This window comes from Streptomyces sp. NPDC030143, from assembly GCF_055573695.1.
The window spans coordinates 658,779-682,694 of record NZ_JBVIAY010000002.1; the positions used below are offsets into that span (position 1 = coordinate 658,779).

The following is a 23,916-nucleotide window of genomic DNA, read 5'->3' on the forward strand; positions in this document are numbered from 1 at the left end:
GACGGCGTGCGGGACGTGGGCTAGCTTCGCCCGCCATGAGGCGCTTGGGGAAGACGCGACGCACGGTGGCCACGGTTCGGGGGGGACGCGCAGGGCGCACGGCGGTCGTGGGGGCGGCCTGCGCGGCGGTGCTGGCCCTGCTGACGGCGGGCCCCGCCCAGGCGGGTCCCCGCGGCCCGCAGTGGGCGGTGAAGGACACCGGCACGCCCACCGTCCGCTTCCGCGGCCTCGCCGCGGTCGACCGCGACACCGCCTGGGTGGCCGGCGGCCAGGGCACCGTCCTGCGCACCGGCGACGGCGGGGCGAGCTGGCGGAACGTCTCCCCGCCCGGCGCCGCCGACCTGCAGTTCCGCGACATCGAGGCGTTCGACGCGCGGCGCGCGGTGGTGCTGGCCATCGGCGAGGGCGAGGCCTCGCGCGTGTACCGCACCGACGACGGCGGAGCGACCTGGACGGAGTCCTTCCGCAACACCGACCCGCGCGCCTTCTACGACTGCATGACCTTCTTCGACCGCCGCCACGGCCTCGCGATGAGCGACCCGGTGGACGGCAGGTTCCGCATTCTGTCGACCGGCGACGGCGGCCGTTCCTGGACGGTGCTGCCGAGCGGGGGAATGCCGCCCGCGCTCGACGGGGAGGCGGGCTTCGCGGCCGGTGGCCAGTGCCTGGTGTCCGCCGGGTCCCGGGACGTCTGGCTGGCCACGGGCGGCGCCGCACGCGCGCGCGTGCTGCACTCGTCGGACCGCGGACGGACCTGGACGGCCACCGACACCCCGGTCCCGGCGGGCGACCCCGCGCGCGGGGTCTTCGCCCTGGCCTTCCGCGACCGCGCCCACGGTCTCGCCGTCGGCGGCGACTACCGGCCCGACCAGCCCTCCCCGCGCGCCGCCGCCACGACCGGCGACGGCGGCCGCACCTGGCGGCCGTCCGCGACGCCGCCGTCCGCCTACCGCTCCGGCGTGGCCTGGCTGCCGCACAGCCGCACCGCCGCCCTCGCGGTCGGCCCCACCGGCACCGATCTGACCACCGACGGCGGCCGCACCTGGCGCACGGTCGACACCGGCTCCTACGACACGGTCGACTGCACCCCCGACCTCGGGTGCTGGGCGTCCGGCGAACGGGGGAAGGTGGCCCGCCTGGAGGGCTGAGCCGCCGTTTCGGGGTACCCGGTGGGTGCGGACACGAAAGGAGTGAGCGCACATGCCACGCGGTTCCAGCCCCAAGCGGGAGCGCCAGTACGAGCACATCAAGGAGAGCGCGCAGGACCGGGGAGAGAGCACCGAGCGGGCGAAGGAGATCGCGGCCCGGACGGTGAACAAGGAACGCGCCCGGTCCGGCGAGTCGAAGACCGCCAGTCGCACCTCCACCCAGGACATGTCGTCCGGCAGGCGGGGCGGCCAGCGGTCCGGCAGCGGCTCCCAGGGCCCGACGTACGACCAGCTCTACGAGGAGGCCAAGCGCCGCAACATCCACGGCCGTTCGGACATGAACAAGAGCCAGTTGCAGCGCGCTCTGGGCAAGGGCTGACCGGGCCGGCGGGTGACGGCGTCGCGGGCCGCCGCGCGGGATGCGTACCCTCGTCCTCACCATGACGACCGTAAGCGTTCCCGCGGGCTGGCCCGCGACCGAGGAAGAGGCCCGCGCCGTCCAGGACGAGCTGCGGGCGCGGGTGGTGCTAGACGAGACGGGCCCGCCGCCCGGCACCGGCCACGTGACCGGGGTGGACGTCGCCTACGACGACGAGCGGGACGTCGTCGCGGCCGCAGCGGTCGTCCTGGACGCCGCGAGCCTCGAGGTCGTCGCCGAGGCCACCGCCGTGGGGCGGATCTCCTTCCCGTACGTGCCGGGACTGCTGGCCTTCCGTGAGATCCCCACCGTGCTCGCCGCCCTGGAGGCGCTGCACCGACCGCCCGGGCTGGTGGTCTGCGACGGCTACGGCCTCGCCCACCCGCGCCGCTTCGGCCTCGCCAGCCATCTCGGCGTCCTCACCGGCCTGCCGACCGTAGGCGTGGCCAAGAACCCCTTCACCTTCACCTACGACGACCCGCCGGCCCCGCGCGGAGCGGCCTCCCCCCTGCTGGCGGGCAGCGACGAGGTCGGGCGGGCCCTGCGCACCCGGGCCGGCGTCAAACCGGTCTTCGTGTCGGTCGGCCACCGGGTCACCCTGGACAACGCCTGCGCGCACACCCTGGCCCTCACGCCGGAGTTCCGCCTGCCGGAGACGACCCGGCGGGCGGACGCGCTGTGCCGGCGGGCGCTTCAGGAGGCGACGATCCGCCACTGACCGACCTCGCGGTACTCCGAGTCGTACACCGCCGACCCGTCGCCGGGCTCCAGGGCGTAGTGACGGAGGTTTCCGCCCCAGTACCGCAGGATGCGGCCGAGTTCACCGGCCGGGTCCCGCGTCAACGCCCCGTCGTCCGCGGTGACTTCGAGAACGAACTTCACACTGCTCACCTCCCTCCGCTGGTGTCCTTCCATCGTTTCATTGAAGTGCTTGTTGGCACTGTGCGGCCGTCGGCCGCAGGTGGGAGCGAGGGAGAGGGGCGCCAACCCTCAAACGGGCGGTCGGCAGGGGGCCGTCGGAGAACCCGGGTGAGCACGGGGCCCGGACACGGGCACTGAGTACGGCGTCTGAGTACCTGTACGGATGTGGCGGCCGCCCCGGCTCGGCAGGCTGGTCCGCATGACGACGCACCGTTCCCCCAGCCCCCTCGCCGACCCCGGCCGGCCCGTCGAGCGCGCCGTGAACGCCGCGCTGATCCTCGCCGTCCTCGCGGGGCTCGGCTGGATCGCCGGGATGATCTACACCCTGGTCGCGTGGCCGATGTGAGCCCGCCTCGCGGCCGGGTACGGGCGGACCTGCCCGGCGGCCCGGCCGGGTACGGGCAGACATATCGAACACGGTCCGGCGCAGGGCGGACCGACGGTCCGGCCGGGCTCGCGCAAGGTGACCCGGCCGTGTTCGCGCAGAGCTCTGTCAGCGTCTCCGCCCGTGCGGCCTCGCGTCACGCCCGTGCGGCCTCGCGTCACGGCCCGTCCGGTTCCGCGCGTGCCTCCGCCTGTCCGGGCGCCGGCGTCGCGGCCCGTACCGTTCGCCCGCGAGGCTCCCGCCCCTCTCCCTCCGGCCGCCCGCTCAGCGGCTCGCCGCCACTCGGAAGCGGATGCCCGCCGCCCGCAGTCGTGCGGTCAGGGCGTCGCCCATCGCCACCGCCGTCGTGACCTGACCGGCCGTCTCCGGCAGGTCGTCGAAGGCCAGCGACAGCGCCGCCTCGGCGAACATCTTGGCCGTCTCGTCGTAGCCGGGGTCGCCGCCCGAGACCTCGGTGTACACCCGCCGTCCGCCGCCCTCGCCCACGAACCGGACGGAGAACCAGCTCTTCGCCCGCTTCTCGGCGCTCGGCCCCTCCCCGGGCCTGAGCCGGCCCGTCAGCCAGCGCCGGGCGGCAGGCACCTGGGCGGCCGTGACCAGCGCCCCGAGGGCCGCGACCCCGCCCACGGCGACCGGCAGGTGCCGTACGGCCGCGTAGTGGCGGTAGCGGAAGTCGGGGCCGTAGCGCTCCAGGGTCCGCGCGGAGCGGCGCACGATCTGCGGGTCGATGGTCGGCAGCGGCAGTGCCCAGGCGCCGACCTCCGGGGCGAACCGGGGCGTCCCCAGGGGCGCCGCGGCCCGCCGGCCCATCAGGCGCGGCTCGTACCGGTGCCGCTCGCGTGCGGCGGACGCCATCTGCCGGCCGCGCGCGAACTGGCCCAGCGCGGAGGCGAACGTACCCCCCGAGAAGGCGGCGTCGGCGGTGACGAAGCCGTCGACGGTCAGCGGCACGCCCTCCGGCAGGTGCCGCACGGTGAAGTACACCCCCAGGTCGTGCGGGACCGAGTCGAACCCGCACGCGTGCACCAGGCGCGCCCCCGTCTCGCGCGCGCGGGCGTCGTGCCGGACGTACGTCAGGTCCACGAACTCCGGTTCACCCGAGAGGTCGAGATAGTCGGCACCGGTGTCCGCGCAGGCGGCCACCAGGTCCTCGCCGTACGAGACGTAGGGGCCGACCGTCGTCGCGACCACGCGCGCGTGCTCGGCGAGGGCGCGCAGCGAGGCCGGGTCGGAGACGTCCGCGCGCAGCACGGCGGGCTCGGCGCCGCCGGGAAGCCGGTCGCGCAGCCGCCGCAGCCTGTCCTCGTCGCGCCCGGCGATCGCCCAGCGCAGGCCCTCGGGCGCGTGCGCGGCGAGGTACTCGGCGGTGAGCGTCCCGGCGAAGCCGGTGGCCCCGTAGAGCACGATGTCGTACGGACGGTCCGTCTTTTTTAGCCTGCTCATGACACCCCTCGGTCGTGCAGCCCGCGCCGCTGTCGGTGGCTGAGGCTAGCGTGAGGGGTGCGGAGCCCGACGAGGAGGCCGGAGGCAACAGGTGGCCGTGGACAGGAACGCCCTGAGGAAGTGGGAGAAGGTGCGCGGGTTCGCGCTCGGGCTGCCGGGCGCGGCCGAGGAGTTCCCGTGGGGCGAGACCGTCGCCAAGGTCAACAAGAAGGTGTTCGTCTTCCTCGGCGTCGACGACGGCAGCCACCCCCTGGGTGTCACCGTCAAGCTCAGGGACGAGACGGCCCACGCCCACGCGCTGGCCTGCCCCGGCGCCGAACCCGCCGGCTACGGCCTCGGCAGGTCCGGCTGGGTGAGCGTCCCGATCGAGGGCGAGGGCGCCCCGGCCGCCGAGCTGCTGTGCGACTGGGTGGAGGAGAGCTACCGCACGATCGCCCCCAAGCGGCTCATAGCCGAGCTGGAAGCGCGCTGAGCGAGGGCGGCGCCCGAGGACCGCACATAAACTGGCTAAGCGCTTGCTCGCCCGCTCTTGTCTCCACTGGAACGCGTTCCTAACATCACTGGTGTTACATCGGTTGTGTCACAGCAAGGGGGCTGGATGACCACGGGCACGGCAGGTCCGGCGGACGCGCAAGGCCCCGCGGAGGCGCAAGGCCCCGGGGACGGCCCGGGTACGCCCGGCCACGGCCCGCTCACCGGGGTGCGCGTGGTCGAACTGGCCGGCATCGGGCCGGGCCCCTTCGCGGCCATGCTCCTCGCCGACCTGGGCGCCGACGTGGTCCGCGTCGACCGCCCCGGCGGGCCCTCCCTGGCCGTCGACCCCGCCCACGACGTCACCAACCGCAACAAGCGTTCAGTGGTCATCGACCTCAAGGCACCGGACGGCCCCGCGCGCGTACTGGATCTCGCCGCCCGCGCCGACGTGCTGATCGAGGGCAACCGCCCCGGCGTCGCCGAGCGCCTCGGCGTCGGACCCGGGCACTGCCACGCCCGCAACCCCCGGCTCGTCTACGGCCGGATGACCGGCTGGGGCCAGGAGGGCCCCCTCGCCGCCCGCGCCGGCCACGACCTCGCCTACATCGCGCTCACCGGGACCCTCGGCATGATCGGCGCCCCCGGCACACCCCCGCCCGCCCCCGCCAACCTCCTCGGCGACTACGCGGGGGGCTCGCTCTACCTCGTCGTCGGCGTCCTCGCCGCCCTCCACCACGCGCGCGTGACGGGGACCGGGCAGGTCGTCGACGCCGCCATCGTCGACGGCACCGCCCACCTGTCGGCCATGATCCACGGCATGCTCGCCGCCGGCGGCTGGCAGGACCGCCGCGCCGCCAACCTCCTCGACGGCGGCTGCCCGTACTACGGCACCTACGAGACCGCCGACGGCGGCTACATGGCCGTCGGCGCGCTGGAGCCGCAGTTCTACGACGAGTTCGTGCGCCTGCTCGGCCTCGACGGCTTCGACGACGCCCGCACGGACCGGATCCGCTGGGGTGAGCTGCGGGAGGCGGTCGCCGCCCGCTTCACGTCCCGCACCCGCGACGAGTGGACGGCCGTCTTCGAGGGCACCGACGCGTGCGTGGCGCCCGTGCTGTCGTTGCGCGAAGCCCCGCACCACCCGCACCTCGCGGCCCGCGGCACCTTCACCGACCACGGCGGCATCACGCAGCCCGCCCCCGCTCCCCGCTTCTCCGCGACCCCCACCGCCGTCCGCGGCGGCCCCGCGCGACCCGGCGCCCACACGGCGGAGGTGGCACGCGACTGGGACGTGCCCCTGCTCGCCGCCCCCCGGGACCCCCAGCTCGTCGACCCTCACCGAAAGGCCTCCCCGTGAGCACCGAAGCGTACGTGTACGACGCGATCCGCACCCCGCGCGGGCGCGGCAAGGCGAACGGCGCCCTGCACGGAACGAAGCCCATCGACCTCGTCGTGGGCCTCATCCACGAACTGCGCGACCGTTTCCCTGATCTGGACCCGGCCGCCGTCGACGACATCGTCCTCGGCGTCGTCGGCCCCGTCGGCGACCAGGGTTCCGACATCGCGCGCATCGCCGCGATCGCGGCCGGCCTGCCGGACACCGTCGCCGGCGTGCAGGAGAACCGCTTCTGTGCCTCGGGCCTGGAGGCCGTCAACATGGCCGCCGTGAAGGTCCGTTCCGGCTGGGAGGACCTCGTCCTCGCGGGCGGCGTGGAGTCCATGTCCCGGGTGCCGATGGCCTCCGACGGCGGCGCCTGGTTCAACGACCCGATGACCAACCTCGCCGTCAACTTCGTGCCGCAGGGCATCGGCGCCGACCTGATCGCCACCATCGAGCGCTTCACCCGCCGGGACGTCGACGAGTACGCGGCCCTGTCGCAGGAGCGCGCGGCCACCGCCTGGAAGGAGGGCCGCTTCGACCGCTCGGTCGTGCCGGTGAAGGACCGCAGCGGCCTGGTCGTCCTCGATCACGACGAGCACATGCGGCCCGGCACCACCGCCGACTCCCTCGCGAAGCTCAAGCCCTCCTTCGCCGACATCGGCGACCTGGGCGGCTTCGACGCCGTGGCCCTGCAGAAGTACCACTGGGTGGAGAAGATCGACCACGTCCACCACGCGGGCAACTCCTCCGGCATCGTCGACGGCGCCTCCCTGGTCGCGATCGGCTCGAAGGAGGTCGGCGAGCGGTACGGGCTCACCCCGCGCGCGCGGATCGTCTCCGCCGCCGTCTCCGGGTCCGAGCCGACCATCATGCTCACCGGCCCCGCCCCCGCCACCCGCAAGGCCCTCGCCAAGGCGGGCCTGACCATCGACGACATCGACCTCGTCGAGATCAACGAGGCCTTCGCGGCGGTCGTGCTGCGCTTCGTGAGGGACATGGGCCTGTCCCTGGACAAGGTCAACGTCAACGGCGGTGCCATCGCCCTCGGCCACCCCCTCGGCGCCACCGGCGCGATGATCCTAGGTTCGCTCGTCGACGAACTCGAGCGCCAGGACAAGCGCTACGGCCTCGCCACCCTCTGCGTGGGCGGCGGCATGGGCATCGCGACGATCGTCGAACGCGTCTGAACACCCCGGCGGAACCAAGACACTTCAACGGAGACCCTGTCATGACACAGAGCACCACCATCCGCTGGGAACAGGACCGCACCGGCCTCGTCACCCTCGTCCTGGACGACCCCGACCAGTCCGCGAACACCATGAACCAGGCGTTCCGCACGTCGCTCGCGGCGGTCACCGACCGCCTGGAGGCCGAGAAGGACACCGTCCGGGGCGTCATCATCACCTCCGCCAAGAAGACGTTCTTCGCCGGCGGCGACCTGCGCGACCTGATCCGCGTCACCCCCGACACCGCGCAGGAACTGTTCGACGGCGGCCTGGAGATCAAGCGCAACCTGCGCCGCATCGAGACCCTCGGCAAGCCGGTCGTCGCGGCCCTCAACGGCGCCGCCCTGGGCGGCGGCTACGAACTGGCCCTCGCCTGCCACCACCGCATCGCCCTCGACGCCCCCGGCTCCAAGATCGGCTGCCCCGAGGTCACCCTCGGCCTGCTCCCCGGAGGCGGCGGCGTCGTACGCACCGTCCGGCTCCTGGGCATCGCCGACGCACTCCTGAAGGTCCTCCTCCAGGGCACCCAGTACAGCCCGCGGCGCGCCCTGGAGAACGGCCTGATCCACGAGGTCGTCACCACCCCCGAGGAGATGCTGGCCCGGGCCCGCGCCTTCATCGACGCCAACCCGGAGTCGCAGCAGCCCTGGGACAGGCCGGGCTACCGCATCCCCGGCGGCACGCCCGCGCACCCGAAGTTCGCGGCGAACCTGCCGGCCTTCCCCGCCACCCTGCGCAAACAGACCAACGGCGCCCCCTACCCGGCCCCGCGCAACATCCTCGCCGCGGCCGTCGAGGGCTCCCAGGTCGACTTCGAGACCGCCCAGGTCATCGAGGCCCGTTACTTCGTGGAGCTGGCCGCGGGCCAGACCTCGAAGAACATGATCCAGGCGTTCTTCTTCGACCTCCAGGCCGTCAACTCCGGCGCCAACCGCCCCCAGGGCGTCGCACCCCGCCCGGTCCGCAGGGTGGCCGTCCTCGGCGCCGGGATGATGGGCGCCGGCATCGCCTACTCCTGCGCCCGCGCCGGCATCGACGTCGTCCTGAAGGACGTCTCGCTGGAGGCGGCCGTCAAGGGCAGGGGCTACTCCGAGAAGCTGTGCGCCAAGGCCGTCTCCCGGGGCCGCACGACCCAGGAGAAGGCGGACGCGCTGCTCGCCCGCATCACGCCCACCGCCGACCCGCAGGACCTGGCCGGCTGCGACGCCGTCATCGAGGCCGTGTTCGAGGACGCCGCCCTCAAGCACAAGGTCTTCCAGGAGATCCAGCACGTCGTCGCCCCCGACGCCCTGCTGTGTTCCAACACCTCCACCCTGCCCATCACCGCCCTCGCCGAGGGCGTCGAGCGCCAGGGCGACTTCATCGGGCTGCACTTCTTCTCGCCCGTCGACAAGATGCCGCTCGTCGAGATCATCAAGGGCGAGCGCACCGGCGAGGAGACGCTCGCCCGCGCCTTCGACCTGGTCCGGCAGATCAAGAAGACGCCGATCGTCGTCAACGACTCGCGCGGCTTCTTCACCTCCCGGGTCATCGGCCACTTCATCAACGAGGGCGTCGCCATGGTCGGGGAGGGCATCGAGCCCGCCTCCGTCGAGCAGGCGGCCGCGCAGGCGGGCTACCCGGCGAAGGTGCTGTCCCTGATGGACGAACTGACGCTCACCCTGCCGCGGAAGATCCGCAACGAGTCGAAGCGGGCGGTCGAGGAGGCCGGCGACACCTGGGCCGGGCACCCCGCCGAGGCCGTCATCGACCGCATGGTCGACGAGTTCGGCCGCACCGGCCGCAGCGGCGGCGCCGGCTTCTACGAGTACGGCGAGGACGGCAGCCGGACGGGCCTGTGGCCCGGGCTGCGCGAGCACTTCACGCGCGAGGGCGCGGAGATCCCCTTCCGGGACATGCAGGAGCGCATGCTCTTCTCCGAAGCCCTCGACACCGTCCGGCTGCTGGAGGAGGGCGTGCTGACGTCCGTCGCCGACGCCAACATCGGCTCCCTCTTCGGTATCGGCTTCCCCGGCTGGACCGGCGGAGTGCTCCAGTACGTCAACGGCTACGAGGGAGGTCTGCCCGGGTTCGTGGCCCGCGCGCGGGAACTCGCCGAACGCTACGGCGACCGCTTCGCCCCGCCCGCACTGCTGGTGGAGAAGGCGGAGAAGGGGGAGACCTTCACCGACGGCCGCTGACCCGACCCGTGCGTCAGGGGGAGCCGTCCGCCGGCGGCTCCCCGAGCCACACCCGCAGCTCCTCGCGCAGCGACCGCTGGAACGTCGTCAGCAGCGCCTCCACGACCAGCGGCTGCATGTGCGCGGACAGCGACCGCACCTCCTCGGCGCCGCGTTCGGCCACCGCGTCCCGCAGCAGCAGCGACAGCGCCTGCGCCGCCGCGCGCGAGTGCTCCAGCAGCACCTCGCGCGCCGCGAGGACCACCTCCTGCGACAGCGGGACGTCGAGCAGCTCGACGCCGAGCCGCAGCAGCCCCGCGTCGACCCGGAAGGCGCCGTCCTCGCCGACGACCACGTTCATGGCGGCCAGCCGCTCCACGTCCGCGTCGGTCAGCCGCCGCCCCGCCAGCCGGTCCAGCTCCTCCCGCGTCACCGTCTCCACCGTCTCCGGCGCCCACGAGGCGACGACCGCGCGGTGGAGGGCGAGGCCGTGCGCGTCGAGACCGGGCGGCAACTGGTTCAGATAGCGCTCGATCGCCGCCAGCGTCATGCCCTGCCGCCGGAGCTCCTCGATCAGCGCGAGCCGCGCCAGATGCCGCGGACCGTAGTGACCGACCCGGCGCGGGCCGATGACCGGCGGCGGCAGCAGTCCCCTGGTGCTGTAGAAGCGGACCGTCCGCACCGTCACCCCGGCCCGGGCGGCCAGCTCGTCGACCGTAAGGGTCGGCTCCTCGGTCTCGATCGTCATGTGCAGCAGTATCGCTGTCCCACCACCGCTGTGACACGCGTGTTCGGAGGGTGGCCGCGGCCGACGGTGAGGGGAGGGGCGGGTGATCCGGTGAGGGTCCTGTGAGAAGCGACGCCCTGTGACGCGGGCCACCGCATGACCCGCATGTCCCTGGAAAGCTGCCCCCTTGGCCCGTGCCCCTACCCGGGAGCCGCTGGCCAGGACCGTACGGAAACCCGGTCGCACACGTCCGGGCGCACCAGAGAGTGGAAGAACCCGTGAGCAAGGACACCGTGCACACGGCCGAGGTCGCCGCCCACCCCAGGGCGACCGCGACGCCCGCGGACACGGGCGACGCCGGCTACAGCAAGGGCCTCAAGCACCGCCACGTCAACATGATCGCCATCGGCGGCGCCATCGGCACCGGCCTCTTCCTGGGCGCCGGAGGGCGCCTCCACAACGCGGGCCCGGCACTGGCGCTCGCCTACCTCGTCTGCGGCGTCTTCGCCTTCTTCGTGGTGCGGGCCCTCGGCGAGCTGGTCCTGTACCGCCCGTCCTCCGGCTCCTTCGTGTCGTACGCGCGTGAGTTCCTCGGGGAGAAGGGCGCCTACGTCGCCGGCTGGATGTACTTCCTGAACTGGTCGACCACCGGCATCGCCGACATCACCGCGATCGCGCTGTACACGCACTACTGGAGCATGTTCACGAGCATCCCCCAGTGGGTGCTGGCGCTGATCGCGCTCGCCGTGGTCCTGGCGGTGAACCTGATCTCGGTGAAGATCTTCGGCGAGATGGAGTTCTGGTTCGCGATCGTCAAGGTCGCCACCCTCGTCGCGTTCATGTGCGTCGGCGTCTTCCTGCTCGCCACCCAGCACGAGGTCGCCGGCCGGACGCCCGGCCTGCACGTGATCACCGACAACGGCGGCGTCTTCCCGCACGGCCTCATGCCGGTCGTCCTCGTGATGCAGGGCGTGATCTTCGCGTACGCGGCGCTGGAGCTGGTCGGCGTCGCCGCGGGCGAGACCGCCGAGCCGGAGAAGGTCGTCCCTCGCGCGGTGAACTCGATCATGTGGCGCGTGGGTCTGTTCTACGTGGGCTCGGTCGTCCTCCTCGCGCTGCTCCTGCCCGGTTCGGTCTACTCGGCCGACGAGAGCCCCTTCGTCACCGTCCTGTCGAAGATCGGCGTGTCCGGCGCCGGCGACGTGATGAACCTCGTCGTCCTCACCGCCGCCATGTCGTCCCTGAACTCCGGTCTGTACTCCACCGGCCGCATCCTGCGCTCCATGGCCATGGCGGGCTCCGCCCCGAAGTTCACCGCCCGCATGAACCGCAGCCAGGTCCCCTACGGCGGCATCCTGCTGACCTGCGGCGTGTGCGTCCTCGGTGTCGGGCTGAACTTCCTGATGCCGGAGCAGGCCTTCGAGATCGTGCTGAACGTCGCCTCGCTCGGCATCATCAGCACCTGGGTGATCATCATGGTCTGTCACCTGGTCTTCGTCCGCCGCGCCAGGGCCGGCCTCGTCGCCCGCCCCGCCTTCCGCCTCCCCGGTACCCCGGTCACGGAGATCGCCACGATCGTCTTCCTCCTGGCGTGCCTGGGCCTGATGTGGAACGACCCCGAGGTCGGCCGCAGGACCCTGCTGCTCGTCCCGGTGATCGCGGCCGCCCTCGTCGGCGGCTGGTTCGCGATCCGCCACCGGACCGGACGAACGACGGACCAGGAACTCACCGACCTGACGAAGTAGCAGGCCGGGGCCGCTGTCAGCGGCATCGCCCACGGTGGCGTCACGTCGGAGATCAGTCGGCCGGCGCGGCTTCCTCCCGCCACGCCGGGCTTCGATCGCGCGGGGGGACCCCCAGCGGTGGCAAGGACGTCCCCGTGCGTCACGAGGCCGTCGACGCCGCCCTGGCCCGGCCGGCGGACAGGGCCGCCGAACCCGACGCCTGCGTCCCCATGCCCCGGATAGGCTGCGGAGCGGCCGGCGGCAGGTGGTCCCGTGTCGAACCACTGCTCACCGAGCGGTCGGTGCGACGGGTACCGCGGTCACGGCCCACGACCATGGGGAGGGCCGGAGTTGAGCCGTGACACCGACGTTCTCGTGCTGGGCGGCGCGGGAGTGGACACCATCGTGTACGTGCCGGAGCTGCCGCTCCCGTACGCCGACAGCTACATGATCGACAGCGGGATCCGCCCCCGCGCGGGCCAGACCGGGGACTTCGTCACACTGGCGCTGCACGCCCTGGGGCTGCGCACGCACCACCTCGACTTCCTCGGCGACGACCCCGAGGGCGACCTGGTGCGCGCCCTGCACCGCGACCGCGGCATCGCCCTCACCGCGCTGCCGCAGCCCGCCGGCACCAAGCGGGCGGTGAACCTGGTCGGCCCCGACGGCCGGCGCCTGTCGCTGTACGACAGCAGCCGTTCCCGTCCGGACGACCGGTTCCCGCCGGAGGTTCTGCGGCCCCTGGCCGAGTCGAGCCGCCACGTCCACGTCTCCATCACCCAGCCCTGCGCCCACGCCCTTCCCGTCCTGCGCGCGGCCGGCGCGAGCATCTCCACCGACCTGCACAACTGGGACGGGCAGAACGCCTACCAGGAGGCGTTCGCCCTCGCGGCCGACGTCGTCTTCCTCTCCACGACGGCCCTGGCCGACCCCGAGCGCACCATGCGCGCCATCGCGGAGCGCGGCCGGGCCGAGGTGGTCGTCGCCACCGCGGGGGCCGAGGGCGCGTACCTGCTGAGCGACGGCGAGCTGACCCATGTGCCGGCGGTGACGCCGCCCGCACCGGTGGTGGACAGCAACGGCGCCGGTGACGCCTTCGCCGCGGCCTTCCTCTACGGCCGCCTCACCGGCGAACCACCCCGCACCTGTGCCCGGTACGGCGCGGTGGCCGGCGCCCACGCGTGCACGGTCCCCTCGACGGAGACCGACGCCATCGGCCGGACGGACCTCCTCGCCCGGGCGGCCCAGCAGAGCCTCGCCTCCTGAGGGGTCCTTGCACTGCGCCCGTCCGGCCGCGCGGCCCGGCACCGCACCTCGTCCGTGTTGCCGGAGAGCCCGGGTAGCTCCGCTGCGAGGGCTCTCCGGCGCCTTGCGATGCGCGGCACCGGACCACGCGGCCTGATCAGGCACTCATCGTGCAAGGCCCCCTGAACCACCCGCCGGACGGTCAGTCCCCGTGCGTGTCCCCGTCATGCCCGTGCGCGTCCGCGTCGTGCCCGTCCGCGTCGTGCCCGTGCGCGTCCTCGTGCGCGTGCACCCCGTTCGTCGCCGCGATCTTCTTCCACGACCTAGGCTGCCGCACGGCGGCCGAGGTCCGGGCGACGGACGCCTCCGCCGCCGCGGGCGCCGCCGGCTTCGACGGCTGGAACAGCCAGGTGTCGAGCAGCGCGCCCAGCGACCTGCCCGACACCTCCTCCGCGTAGGCGCGGAAGTCGGCGACCGTCGCGTTGCCGTGCGCGTACTTCTGCGGCCAGCCCTTGAGGATCGCGAAGAACGCCTCGTCCCCGATCTCGTTGCGCAGCGCCTGGAGGGCCAGCGCGCCCCGGTCGTACACCGCGAGGTGGAACTGGTTCTCCGGGCCGGGGTCACCGGGCCGCACCGTCCAGAACGGGTCGCCGGCCGGACGCGAGGCGTACACGTAGTCCGCGATCTCCTGCGCGGTGCCCTCGCCCTCGTGCTCGGACCACAGCCACTGCGCATAGCGCGCGAAGCCCTCGTTGATCCAGATGTCCTTCCAGGCGGCGACGGACACCAGGTCGCCGTACCACTGGTGGGCCAACTCGTGCACGACCACAGAGGTGTTGGAGCCGTTCGCGAACTGCCGCGGACTGTAGAAGGGCCGCGTCTGCGTCTCCAGCGCGTACCCGGTGGTGACGTTCGGCACGTACCCGCCCAGCGCGTCGTAGGGGTAGGGCCCGAAGTACCCGGCCAGCCAGTCGGCGATCTCCCCGGTCCGTTCGATGCTCGCGCGCGCCGCGCCCGCATGGTCGCCGAGGTCCTTGCTGTAGGCGTTGACGACCGGGATGCCGCTCTCCGTCCGGCCGGTCGTGAGGTCGAACCTCCCCACGGCGAGCGTGGCCAGATAGGTCGCCTGCGGCTTGTTCGACCGCCAGGCGTACCGGGTCCAGCCGGCCCGGGAGGTCGTCGACTGGAGCGTTCCGTTGGAGATGGCCTGACTGCCGTCCGGCACCTGCACCGACACGTCGTAGGTGGCCTTGTCCAGCGGGTGATCGTTGCTCGGGAACCACCACCAGGCCGCCTCGGGCTCGTTGGCGGCGACCCCGCCGTCCGGGGTGCGGTGCCAACTGGTGAACCCGTACGCCTGCTTCGAGGACGGGACGCCGCGGTAGCGCACCACCACCGTGACCGCCGTGCCGGCGGCCAGCGGTGTCCTCGGCGTGATCTGCAGTTCGTGCTCGCCGGACGTCGTGAAAGCCGCCCTGACGCCGTTGACCCGCACCTCGCCGACGTCCAGCAGGAAGTCCAGGTCGAACCGCGACAGGTCCTCGGTGGTGCGGGCCAGGATCGTCGCCGTCCCCTCCAACTCGTCCGTGGCCGGCTGGTACCTCAGCCGCAGGTCGTAGTGGGAGACGTCGTATCCGCCGTTGCCGTAGGCCGGGTAGTAGGGATCGCCGATGCCCGGGGCGCCGGGGGACACACTCGCGGCCGATGCCGGGATCGCCAGCAGGACGGTCGCGGCCGCCAGGGCGCCCGGCGCGATGATTCTGCGGTGCACGAAAGCTCCAAGTCGTAGGGGCACGAGGTCTGTTCGGAGCCTATGGACTCCCTGTCCCCAGGACCTGCCCACGGCCACCGCTGTCACACGATCGCCATTCGGCCGTCATGGCCGATCCCTGCCCCCGGGTGCGTTCGGGTCGCAGTCGGTGCCCACCGGCCCTCTTCTGCACGGGAGTTGACCGCTGTAGCGTCCCGCGCATGCCGACACGCACGCGCTTAACCGTCTGGAGACCGCTCGCGGCCGCCGCCGTCACCGCCCTGATGGCCGCCTTCCTCACCCCGGCGGCAGCCCACGCCGGCCCGCGGGAGAGCAAGCCCGTCCACTCCTACGAGCACGCCGTACGCGAGGCCGTCTGGGTCGACACCGGCCTCGACGGCGACGGCGACGGCCGCACCGACCGGGTCGCCGTCGACATCGTCCGCCCCCGCGAACCCGCCGAACGGGGCCGCAAGGTCCCCGTCATCATGGACGCCAGTCCCTACTACTCGTGCTGCGGACGCGGCAACGAGAGCCAGAGGAAGACGTACGACGCCGCCGGCCACATCGTCGGGATGCCGCTGTTCTACGACAACTACTTCGTGCCCCGCGGGTACGCCGTCGTCGGCGTCGACCTGGCCGGCACCAACCGCTCCGACGGCTGCGTCGACGTCGGGGGCCGCTCCGACGTCCTCTCCGCGAAGGCCGTCGTCGACTGGCTCAACGGCCGCGCCAAGGCCTACACCAGCCGTACCGGAACCACCACCGCCACCGCGGACTGGACCAACGGCAGAACCGGCATGATCGGCAAGAGCTGGGACGGCACCATCGCCAACGGCGTCGCCGCCACCGGCGTCAAGGGCCTGAAGACCATCGTCCCGATCAGCGCCATCTCCTCCTGGTACGACTACTACTTCAGCCAGGGCGCCCCGCTGTACGACTCCGGCCCCGACTGGCTCTCGGACTACGTCGACAGCCCGGACGCCCGCGCCCGGTGCGCCGCCGTCCAGCGGAAACTCGTCGACGGGGCGCCGCGCACCGGCGACTGGACCGGCCTGTGGACCGAGCGCGACTACGTCAGGAACGCGGGCAAGGTGAAGGCGAGCGTCTTCCTCGTCCACGGCCTGCAGGACCTCAACGTCCGTATGGAGCACGTCGGGCCGTGGTGGGACGCCCTCGCGAAGAACGGCGTGCAGCGCAAGATCTGGCTCTCCCAGACCGGTCACGTCGACCCCTTCGACTTCCGCCGCGCCACCTGGGTCGACACCCTGCACCGCTGGTTCGACCACGAACTCCTCGGCTACGACAACGGCATCGACCGCGAGCCCATGGCCGACATCGAACGTCACCCCGACCGGTGGGTGACCTCCCAGGTCTGGCCCCCCGCGGGCACGCGGGCGGCGACCCTGCGCCCGTCCCCCGGCGACACACCCGGCGTCGGCACCCTCGGCGTGCGCCCCGGCCACGGCACCGCGACCTTCACCGACGACCCCCGGCTCGGCGAGACCGACTGGGCCGCCCGGATCGACACCCCGACCTCCGACAAGGCCGGCTTCGTCACCGGCCCCCTCACCCGTGACCTGCGCCTGTCCGGATCCTCCCGGGTCACCGTCACGGCCACGCCCACCACCCCGACGGCCCACCTGACCGCCGTCCTCGTCGACCTCGGCCCCGACACCATCCGTGACTACGCGGCGAGCGGCGAGGGCATCACGACCCTCACCGACCGGACCTGCTGGGGCGCGAGCACCGCCGGCGACAGCGCCTGCTTCAAGGAGACCCAGTCGCGGACCACCGACGTCGAGCACACGGTCGTCAGCCGCGGCTGGGCCGACCTCGGCACCCACGCCGACCCCGGCAAGGGCGTCCCGCTGACCCCGGGCAAGGCCTACACGATCACCCTCGACCTGGCGGCCACCGACCACGTCGTACCCGCCGGCCACCGCCTGGCGCTGATCGTCGCGGGCACCGACAAGGACCTCATCGACCCGCCCGCCGACACCCCGACCCTCACCCTGGACCTGTCCCGCACCTCGGCCCGGGTCCCCTTCGTCGGCGGCGCCGGGGCGTTCGCCGCCGCCACGGCCGGATCGACGGCCACCGCGCCCGCGCCGGCGCCGCTGGACGGCGTACGGGCACCGCGCACCACGCAGCGGATCCCCTGACGCCCGACCGCGCCTACGAGGGGGCGGCCAGCCCGGCCGCCTCCTCCGCGCACCCCCACGCCACGGTCACCCCGCCCCCGCCGTGCCCGTAGTGGTGGACCAGCACCCGCCCGTCGGGCAGGGCCGTGCGCTCAAGCCGCACCGCGGGCCGTACGGGCCGCAGCCCCACCCGGTGCTCCAGGATCCGCGCCCCGGCGATCTCCGGCCGCAGTGCGGCGCAGCGCCGCACGATCGCCTCGGCCACCTCCGGGTCCGGCTCCGGCGACCACACGTCGTCCTCGGAGGTGCCGCCGAGAACCAGCCGCCCGGGCTGCGGGAACACGTAGGCCATCTCACCCTCCGGGGTGGTGGACACGATCCAGGTGCGGATCCCCGGGTTCTCCACGACGACCAGCTGCCCCCGCACGGGCCGCACCGACGGGTCCCGGGCCAGCTCGCGCGCGCCCAGCCCGGCGCAGTCGACCACCACCGGGGCGTCGGCCTCCGCCAGGTCGGACACGGTCCGCTCCTCGACCGTGCCGCCCGCGCGCAGCAACCGCCGGCGCAGCCAGGGAAGGTGAACCGTCATGTCGATCAGCGGCAGCCGTGCCCGCACCCCCGGCTCGCCGCCGCACTCCTCGGCCGTGGCACGGCGCAGCCCGGTCAGCCGGCCCGCCGTCCAGCGCTCGACGTCGGCCGGGTCCGCCCCGCCCATGACGCCCTCGACCAGACGCACCCCGGTCTCCTCGGGCCGCCCGGCCAGGTCCTCGTACACCTCCAGCGAGCGCAGCGCCCACGCGCGCGCCGACGCGAGCGGCTCGACGTGGTACGGCCACCACAGCGCCCCTGCGACGGCGGAGGTGGTCCGCTCCACCGGATCCCGCGTCCACACCCGCACCCGGCGGCCCCGCTCGGCGAGGACGACCGCCGTCGCCAGCCCGATGACGCCGGCGCCGACCACGACGACCTCGGCGCCCTCCCGTTGCCCGACAGTTCCCTGAACGTCCACGTCCGGACGGTAACCGACGACGCCCCCGAGGGGCGACGGGCCGACCGCCGCGACGCCCGGACCGCGCGCCGACTAGGATCCACGGTCTGTGACCGCCACTCTCGTCGCCAAGAACCTCGCCGCCGGCCACGGCGACCGCTCCCTCTTCTCCGGACTCGACCTCGTCGTCGCCCCCGGGGACGTGATCGGGCTGGTCGGCGCCAACGGCGCCGGCAAGTCCACCCTGCTGACGCTGCTCGCCGGACTCACCGCGCCAGAGCAGGGCGAGCTGAGGCTCTCCCCGCCGACCGCGACCGTCGGCCACCTGCCGCAGGAACCGGAACGCCGGCCGGGTGAGAGCGTGCGGGAGTTCCTCGCCCGCCGCACCGGCGTCGCCGAGGCCCAGCGCGTCATGGACGAGGCCACACAGGCCCTGGTCGACGGGGCGCCGGGCGCGGACGACGCGTACGCGACGAGCCTGGAGCGCTGGCTCGGCCTCGGCGGCGCCGACCTCGACGAGCGGGCGGAGGAGGTCGCCGGCGCTCTCGGCCTCGGCGTGGATTTCGACCAGCCGATGACGTCCCTGTCCGGCGGTCAGGCCGCCCGCGCGGGCCTCGCCTCCCTTCTGCTGTCCCGCTACGACGTCTTCCTCCTCGACGAGCCCACCAACGACCTCGACCTCGACGGCCTGGAGCGCCTCGAACGCTTCGTGACCGGCCTGCGCGCCGGCACCGTCGTCGTCAGCCACGACCGCGAGTTCCTCACCCGCACCGTCACCAAGGTCCTGGAACTCGACCTCGCCCAGCGGCGGATCAACCTCTACGGCGGTGGCTACGACGCCTACCTGGAGGAACGCGAGGTGGCCCGACGGCACGCCCGCGACGACTACGAGGAGTACGCCGACAAGAAGTCCGCCCTCCAGGAGCGTGCGCAGATGCAGCGCTCCTGGATGGACAAGGGCGTGAAGAACGCGCGCCGCAAGGCGGGCAACGACAACGACAAGATCGGCCGCAAGTTCCGCAGCGAGGCCAGCGAGAAGCAGGCCGCGAAGGCCCGCCAGACCCAGCGCATGATCGAACGCCTGGACGTCGTGGAGGAGCCGCGCAAGGAGTGGGAGCTGCGCATGGAGATCGCGGCCGCCCCCCGCTCCGGCGCGGTCGTGGCGACGCTGAGGGACGCCGAGGTCCGACGCGGCGACTTCGTCCTGGGTCCCGTGTCGCTCCAGGTCGACTGGGCCGACCGGGTCGCGGTGACCGGCGCGAACGGCGCCGGGAAGTCGACCCTGCTCGGTGCGCTCCTCGGCCGCGTCCCGCTGGACGCCGGGCACGCGGCCCTCGGCTCGGGCGTCCTGGTCGGCGAGGTCGACCAGGCCCGCAGGCTGTTCCACGGCACCGAGGCACTGCTCGACGCGTTCGGCGCGGCCGTCCCGGACACCGAACCGGCCGAGGTGCGCACCCTCCTGGCCAAGTTCGGTCTGAAGTCGGACCATGTGCTGCGCCCGGCGGGGAGCCTGTCACCGGGGGAGCGGACGAGGGCCGCCCTGGCGCTGCTCCAGGGCCGGGGCGTCAACCTGCTCGTCCTCGACGAGCCGACCAACCACCTCGACCTCCCGGCCATCGAGCAACTCGAGTCCGCCCTCGACGCCTACGAGGGCACCCTGCTCCTGGTCACCCACGACCGGCGCATGCTGGACGCGGTGCGCGTCACCCGCCGCCTGGAAGTCGCCCACGGCAAGGTGACCGAACGGTAGACGGCCTCACCGACACGGCAGGCGGCCCTGCCCGAGCCCGCCCGCCTGCCCGGCCGACCGCTCCACCCGCTCGTGGTGCGCCCCACCACCCGGCGTCGCCCTCCGGCGTGTCCGCGCCGCCCGGCCGCTGCCCCGTGGCGCCGTCGATCAGCTCCCGACGATGTCGGCGTGCCCGGGGTGCCGGTGCGTTTGGCGACCATGTGGGCGGGGACGCGATGCGGCGTCAGCGCGGTCGCCTCGTCCCCCGGGAGCCGGCCGACAGCGTCCCGCGGCAGCGTGGCGATCGTCTCGTCCGCGGACGCGCACGCCCCCCGGTACCGCCCGACGATCTCCTCCCGGCTCTCGTCGGCCCGGGCCCACAGGCCGGTGTTCGGCTCGGCGTCCCCCGTGATCCACAGCGGCGTGCCTGCGAACGGACGTCCGAAGGCCGCGCCGAAGTACAGCGCCTCCGCCCCTGCCAGGTGTTTGACGAGCCCCAAGCAGGTTCGTGCCGGTCGGCGTCATGGGCCGTCGCACGTCGTACTCCGACAGCCCGTCGGGCTTCGGCCGCGGGCGGCGCGTCCTGGAGGCCCTGAGCGGCATGGTGCGGGTGTCCTGAAGGCCTTGTGGAGGTCCGTCCTGGGATCCCGTCCGGTCGGGCGACCAGTCTGTCCGCCTCGAGATCGTCGCAAGCGGCTTTCACCGGTTCTCAGCCGAGGCGCGTCGCCAGCCCCGGGTAGTCGACGACGTAGCCGTCCTCGTCGAACTCGATGTCGCTCCTGAAGGTCCCGGAGACGAAACGCACCCGAGCGCCCCGCTCACCCGGCCCGGCATACGTGTACGTCTGCCACGACGGCCGCACGGTCAGCCCGGGCACCGACACCCACGCCATCAGGAACCGCCGCTCGCCCGGCCCCCGGTGCAGCCCGTGCCGCAGCACCGGCATCGTGTTGGTGAGCGGACACCAACCGAGGTCGCAGTCGACGGCGTCCTCGAAACCGGGCAGCCGCTCCCCGTCGGCCGTCCACCCGCCGCGCCCGTCGTGCCGCAGGTCCAGCGAGCGGGTGCGTCCGGCGGTCTCCACCGTCACGGTCAGCCGTCGCGTCACGAACCCGTCGGCGGTGTCGAGCTCGTACGTGACCCAGTACGGCTCCGGGGCCGTCCCGACCGCGCGCCCCCGCGCCCGCAGCACGCCGTCGCCGGCCTCGGTCCACGCGGTCTCGTAGCCGCCGTTCGCCGTGACGTTCCAGGTGAGGACACGGGATGTGGTCATACCGTCACCATACGGGCGGACGGGCCGGGCCGCGGCCCGGCCCGCCCCCTCAGCCGCGGCCCTTCTTCGGGTCGAGCAGCCCCGCCCGGCGCAGCGCGTCGGCCATCGCGCTGTTCGCCGGCGCCGGAGCCTGACGCGCACCGCCGCCGGCGGCGCGCTGGCCACCGGCCCCGCCGCGCTGGCCGGACTGCTGCCGCTGCTGCGGCGGACGCCCGCCCCCGCGCTGCGGCCGGCCCTCGCCGGAGCCGCCCTTGGGGGCCGCCTCGTCGTCCAGGCGCAGCGTCAGCGAGATCCGCTTGCGCGGGATGTCGACGTCCAGGACCTTCACCCTGACGATGTCACCGGGCTTGACGACCTCCCGCGGGTCCTTCACGAACGTCCGCGACATCGCGGACACGTGCACCAGACCGTCCTGGTGGACGCCGACGTCGACGAACGCGCCGAACGCCGCCACGTTCGTCACGACACCCTCCAGGACCATCCCGGAGGACAGGTCGGAGATCTTCTCGACGCCGTCCTTGAAGGTGGCCGTCCTGAAGGCGGGCCGCGGGTCGCGCCCGGGCTTCTCCAGTTCCTTGAGGATGTCCGTCACCGTCGGCAGACCGAACGTCTCGTCCACGAACTCGGCCGGCTTCAGCGAGCGCAGCACCGACGTGTTGCCGATGAGCGAGGCCACCTCCTGCCCGGACGTCTTCACCATCCGCCGCACCACCGGGTACGCCTCCGGGTGCACGCTGGAGGCGTCGAGCGGGTCCGAGCCGCCGCGGATCCGCAGGAAGCCCGCGCACTGCTCGTAGGCCTTGGGGCCGAGCCGCGGCACCTTCTTCAGCTCCGCGCGGGACGTGAACGGCCCGTTGGCGTCCCGGTGCGCCACGATGTTCTCCGCGAGGCCGGAGGTGATGCCGGAGACCCGCGAGAGCAGCGGCGCGGACGCCGTGTTCACGTCGACGCCGACGCCGTTCACACAGTCCTCCACCACCGCGTCCAGCGAACGCGACAGCTTCACCTCGGACAGGTCGTGCTGGTACTGGCCGACGCCGATGGACTTCGGGTCGATCTTCACCAGCTCGGCCAGCGGGTCCTGGAGCCGGCGCGCGATGGAGACCGCGCCGCGCAGCGACACGTCCATGTCCGGCAGCTCCTGCGAGGCGAACGCGGACGCCGAGTACACGGAGGCGCCGGCCTCGGACACCATCACCTTGGTGAGGTTCAGCTCGGGGTGCCGGGTGATGAGCTCGCCGGCGAGCTTGTCGGTCTCGCGGGACGCGGTCCCGTTGCCGATCGCGACCAGCTCGACCGCGTGCTCCTTCGCCAGCCGCGCCAGCTTGGCGATCGCCTCGTCCCACTTGTTGGCCGGGACGTGCGGGTAGATGACGTCGGTGGCGACGACCTTGCCGGTCGAGTCCACCACGGCCACCTTCACGCCCGTACGGAAGCCGGGGTCCAGGCCCAGGGTCGCGCGGGTGCCCGCGGGGGCGGCCAGCAGCAGGTCGCGCAGGTTCGCCGCGAACACGTCGACCGCCTCGTCCTCCGCGGCCGTCCGCAGCCTCAGGCGCAGGTCGATGCCGAGGTGCACGAGGAGGCGGGTGCGCCATGCCCAGCGGACCGTGTCCGCCAGCCACTTGTCGGCGGGGCGGCCCCGGTCGGCGATCCCGAACCGGTGGGCCACGATCCCCTCGTACGACGAAGGTCCCTCCGTCGCCTCCTCGGGCTCCAGGACGAGGTCGAGGACCTCCTCCTTCTCACCGCGCAGCATCGCCAGGATCCGGTGCGAGGGCAGCTCGGTGAACGGTTCGGCGAAGTCGAAGTAGTCGGCGAACTTCGCGCCCGCCTCCTCCTTGCCCTCCCGTACCTTCGCGACGAGGCGCCCGCGCACCCACATGCGCTCGCGCAGCTCTCCGATCAGGTCGGCGTCCTCCGAGAACCGCTCGGTGAGGATCGCCCGCGCGCCGTCCAGCGCCGCCTGCGGGTCCGCGACACCCTTGCCGGCGTCGACGAAGGCGGCGGCCGCCGCGAGCGGTTCGACGCCAGGGTCGCCGAGCAGGCCCTCGGCCAGCGGCTCCAGCCCGGCCTCCCGCGCGATCTGCGCCTTCGTCCGCCGCTTGGGCTTGTACGGCAGGTAGATGTCCTCGAGGCGCGCCTTGGTCTCCGCACCCCGGATCCGCGCTTCCAGCTCGCCGGTGAGCTTGCCCTGCTCGCGCACGGACTCCAGGATCGCCGTCCGGCGTTCCTCCAGCTCCCGCAGGTAGCGCAGCCGCTCCTCGATCGTGCGCAGCTGCGCGTCGTCGAGCATCTCGGTCGCTTCCTTGCGGTAGCGGGCGATGAAAGGCACCGTCGAGCCGCCGTCGAGCAGCTCCACGGCGGCCTTCACCTGCCGCTCCCGTACGCCGAGCTCCTCGGCGATCCTGCCTTCGATGGACCCTACTTCGATGGACCCGGGTGTCGTCACGATCCCGTACCGCCTTCTCCACTGAGGTTGCGCGGCAATTGTGGCAGGCGGCACCGACACTCGGGGATCAGGGCGCCGTGCGCGGCGGGCCTCAGGCCCGGTGGCCGCGCGCGGAGCCCGAGGCTCCGCCGAAGAGGCGGGCCAGGGCCCGGAAGGGCAGCGTCACGACGGTGGCGATGGCGCCGCCGATCTGGCGCAGGACGTCCGCGATGGCTCGGAACACGTGGTTCTCCTCTCTCTCACCGGCCGCGGTGGCCGGTGCTGAGCGGGTACCTCCGCGACGCCGGGACATGCCCGTCGGCTTTCCCGCGACGGCAGGAAAGGTGGGGAAC

Annotated in this window: 21 protein-coding genes; 12 read left to right on the forward strand and 9 right to left on the reverse strand. The window is 73.3% G+C overall.

Translation table 11 applies throughout. The features are described 5' to 3' along the window. Nucleotides 1–35: 35 nt before the first annotated feature. From ACZ4YY_RS06030 to ACZ4YY_RS06040, 3 genes are all read left to right on the forward strand, one after another. A complete protein-coding gene (locus ACZ4YY_RS06030; protein WP_468284248.1) occupies nucleotides 36–1,148 on the forward strand; it encodes a WD40/YVTN/BNR-like repeat-containing protein in 1,113 nt (370 codons plus the stop codon). A 52-nt stretch (nucleotides 1,149–1,200) separates the two neighbouring features. Next, the gene (locus ACZ4YY_RS06035; RefSeq protein ID WP_468284250.1) at nucleotides 1,201–1,527 is read left to right on the forward strand and encodes a plasmid stabilization protein; all 327 of its coding nucleotides are present in this window, start codon (nucleotides 1,201–1,203) and stop codon (nucleotides 1,525–1,527) included. A gap of 61 nt (nucleotides 1,528–1,588) precedes the next feature. After that, the gene (locus ACZ4YY_RS06040) at nucleotides 1,589–2,284 is read left to right on the forward strand and encodes an endonuclease V (protein ID WP_468284252.1); all 696 of its coding nucleotides are present in this window, start codon (nucleotides 1,589–1,591) and stop codon (nucleotides 2,282–2,284) included. Here ACZ4YY_RS06040 and ACZ4YY_RS06045 read toward each other — a convergent pair. Further along, nucleotides 2,260–2,448 carry a hypothetical protein gene (locus ACZ4YY_RS06045; RefSeq protein WP_468284254.1) on the reverse strand — a complete coding sequence of 63 codons (189 nt, stop codon included), beginning with the start codon at nucleotides 2,446–2,448 and terminating at the stop codon, nucleotides 2,260–2,262. The genes ACZ4YY_RS06040 and ACZ4YY_RS06045 overlap by 25 nt on opposite strands. A gap of 238 nt (nucleotides 2,449–2,686) precedes the next feature. Between ACZ4YY_RS06045 and mmpA the strand changes: the two genes are divergently transcribed. Next, nucleotides 2,687–2,833 carry a morphogenic membrane protein MmpA gene (mmpA, locus tag ACZ4YY_RS06050; protein ID WP_468284256.1) on the forward strand — a complete coding sequence of 49 codons (147 nt, stop codon included), beginning with the start codon at nucleotides 2,687–2,689 and terminating at the stop codon, nucleotides 2,831–2,833. Between the two features lie 303 nt (nucleotides 2,834–3,136). Here the strand turns inward: mmpA and ACZ4YY_RS06055 are convergent, their stop codons facing one another. Beyond that, complete coding sequence (locus ACZ4YY_RS06055; protein WP_468284258.1) at nucleotides 3,137–4,315, reverse strand: saccharopine dehydrogenase family protein; 1,179 nt, start codon at nucleotides 4,313–4,315, stop codon at nucleotides 3,137–3,139. Between the two features lie 91 nt (nucleotides 4,316–4,406). Between ACZ4YY_RS06055 and ACZ4YY_RS06060 the strand changes: the two genes are divergently transcribed. The 4 genes from ACZ4YY_RS06060 to ACZ4YY_RS06075 all read left to right on the forward strand — a co-directional run bounded on the left by ACZ4YY_RS06060 (nucleotide 4,407) and on the right by ACZ4YY_RS06075 (nucleotide 9,576). Then, the gene (locus ACZ4YY_RS06060; protein ID WP_468284260.1) at nucleotides 4,407–4,787 is read left to right on the forward strand and encodes an MmcQ/YjbR family DNA-binding protein; all 381 of its coding nucleotides are present in this window, start codon (nucleotides 4,407–4,409) and stop codon (nucleotides 4,785–4,787) included. Between the two features lie 234 nt (nucleotides 4,788–5,021). After that, nucleotides 5,022–6,146 carry a CaiB/BaiF CoA transferase family protein gene (locus tag ACZ4YY_RS06065; RefSeq protein ID WP_468284381.1) on the forward strand — a complete coding sequence of 375 codons (1,125 nt, stop codon included), beginning with the start codon at nucleotides 5,022–5,024 and terminating at the stop codon, nucleotides 6,144–6,146. After that, nucleotides 6,143–7,357 (forward strand): acetyl-CoA C-acetyltransferase, encoded by a 1,215-nt coding sequence (locus ACZ4YY_RS06070; RefSeq protein WP_468284262.1) that lies wholly within the window; start codon nucleotides 6,143–6,145, stop codon nucleotides 7,355–7,357. The genes ACZ4YY_RS06065 and ACZ4YY_RS06070 overlap by 4 nt, the downstream gene beginning before the upstream one ends. 41 nt (nucleotides 7,358–7,398) lie before the next feature. Beyond that, nucleotides 7,399–9,576 carry a 3-hydroxyacyl-CoA dehydrogenase NAD-binding domain-containing protein gene (locus tag ACZ4YY_RS06075; RefSeq protein ID WP_468284264.1) on the forward strand — a complete coding sequence of 726 codons (2,178 nt, stop codon included), beginning with the start codon at nucleotides 7,399–7,401 and terminating at the stop codon, nucleotides 9,574–9,576. A 13-nt stretch (nucleotides 9,577–9,589) separates the two neighbouring features. Here the strand turns inward: ACZ4YY_RS06075 and ACZ4YY_RS06080 are convergent, their stop codons facing one another. Beyond that, entirely contained in the window at nucleotides 9,590–10,303 is a 714-nt protein-coding gene (locus ACZ4YY_RS06080) for a MerR family transcriptional regulator (protein ID WP_468284266.1), read from the reverse strand. A 257-nt stretch (nucleotides 10,304–10,560) separates the two neighbouring features. On the opposite strand from ACZ4YY_RS06080, the gene ACZ4YY_RS06085 reads away from it, so the two are divergent. Further along, the gene (locus ACZ4YY_RS06085; protein ID WP_468284268.1) at nucleotides 10,561–12,027 is read left to right on the forward strand and encodes an amino acid permease; all 1,467 of its coding nucleotides are present in this window, start codon (nucleotides 10,561–10,563) and stop codon (nucleotides 12,025–12,027) included. Between the two features lie 330 nt (nucleotides 12,028–12,357). Continuing rightward, entirely contained in the window at nucleotides 12,358–13,272 is a 915-nt protein-coding gene (locus tag ACZ4YY_RS06090; RefSeq protein WP_468284270.1) for a PfkB family carbohydrate kinase, read from the forward strand. Nucleotides 13,273–13,453: 181 nt separating this feature from the next. On the opposite strand, the gene ACZ4YY_RS06095 is transcribed toward ACZ4YY_RS06090, so the two are convergent. Then, the gene (locus ACZ4YY_RS06095) at nucleotides 13,454–15,022 is read right to left on the reverse strand and encodes a M1 family metallopeptidase (protein ID WP_468284272.1); all 1,569 of its coding nucleotides are present in this window, start codon (nucleotides 15,020–15,022) and stop codon (nucleotides 13,454–13,456) included. A 200-nt stretch (nucleotides 15,023–15,222) separates the two neighbouring features. Here ACZ4YY_RS06095 and ACZ4YY_RS06100 point away from each other — a divergent pair, with 200 nt between their 5' ends. Then, the gene (locus tag ACZ4YY_RS06100; protein ID WP_468284274.1) at nucleotides 15,223–17,166 is read left to right on the forward strand and encodes a Xaa-Pro dipeptidyl-peptidase; all 1,944 of its coding nucleotides are present in this window, start codon (nucleotides 15,223–15,225) and stop codon (nucleotides 17,164–17,166) included. A 13-nt stretch (nucleotides 17,167–17,179) separates the two neighbouring features. Here the strand turns inward: ACZ4YY_RS06100 and ACZ4YY_RS06105 are convergent, their stop codons facing one another. Continuing rightward, the gene (locus ACZ4YY_RS06105) at nucleotides 17,180–18,154 is read right to left on the reverse strand and encodes an NAD(P)/FAD-dependent oxidoreductase (RefSeq protein ID WP_468284276.1); all 975 of its coding nucleotides are present in this window, start codon (nucleotides 18,152–18,154) and stop codon (nucleotides 17,180–17,182) included. Nucleotides 18,155–18,242: 88 nt separating this feature from the next. Here ACZ4YY_RS06105 and ACZ4YY_RS06110 point away from each other — a divergent pair, with 88 nt between their 5' ends. After that, the gene (locus ACZ4YY_RS06110; protein ID WP_468284278.1) at nucleotides 18,243–19,883 is read left to right on the forward strand and encodes an ABC-F family ATP-binding cassette domain-containing protein; all 1,641 of its coding nucleotides are present in this window, start codon (nucleotides 18,243–18,245) and stop codon (nucleotides 19,881–19,883) included. Here ACZ4YY_RS06110 and ACZ4YY_RS06115 read toward each other — a convergent pair. The 4 genes from ACZ4YY_RS06115 to ACZ4YY_RS06130 all read right to left on the reverse strand — a co-directional run bounded on the left by ACZ4YY_RS06115 (nucleotide 19,778) and on the right by ACZ4YY_RS06130 (nucleotide 23,807). Beyond that, on the reverse strand, nucleotides 19,778–20,362 hold the full coding sequence (locus ACZ4YY_RS06115; RefSeq protein WP_468284280.1) for a mycothiol transferase: 585 nt from the start codon (nucleotides 20,360–20,362) through the stop codon (nucleotides 19,778–19,780). The genes ACZ4YY_RS06110 and ACZ4YY_RS06115 overlap by 106 nt on opposite strands. 209 nt (nucleotides 20,363–20,571) lie before the next feature. Further along, on the reverse strand, nucleotides 20,572–21,135 hold the full coding sequence (locus ACZ4YY_RS06120) for a putative glycolipid-binding domain-containing protein (protein WP_468284282.1): 564 nt from the start codon (nucleotides 21,133–21,135) through the stop codon (nucleotides 20,572–20,574). 49 nt (nucleotides 21,136–21,184) lie between these two features. Continuing rightward, nucleotides 21,185–23,584: a Tex family protein gene (locus ACZ4YY_RS06125; protein WP_468284284.1), complete on the reverse strand. Its 2,400-nt coding sequence runs from the start codon at nucleotides 23,582–23,584 to the stop codon at nucleotides 21,185–21,187. Between the two features lie 91 nt (nucleotides 23,585–23,675). Next, the gene (locus tag ACZ4YY_RS06130) at nucleotides 23,676–23,807 is read right to left on the reverse strand and encodes an LPFR motif small protein (RefSeq protein WP_260844787.1); all 132 of its coding nucleotides are present in this window, start codon (nucleotides 23,805–23,807) and stop codon (nucleotides 23,676–23,678) included. Between the last annotated feature and the right edge of the window lie 109 nt (nucleotides 23,808–23,916).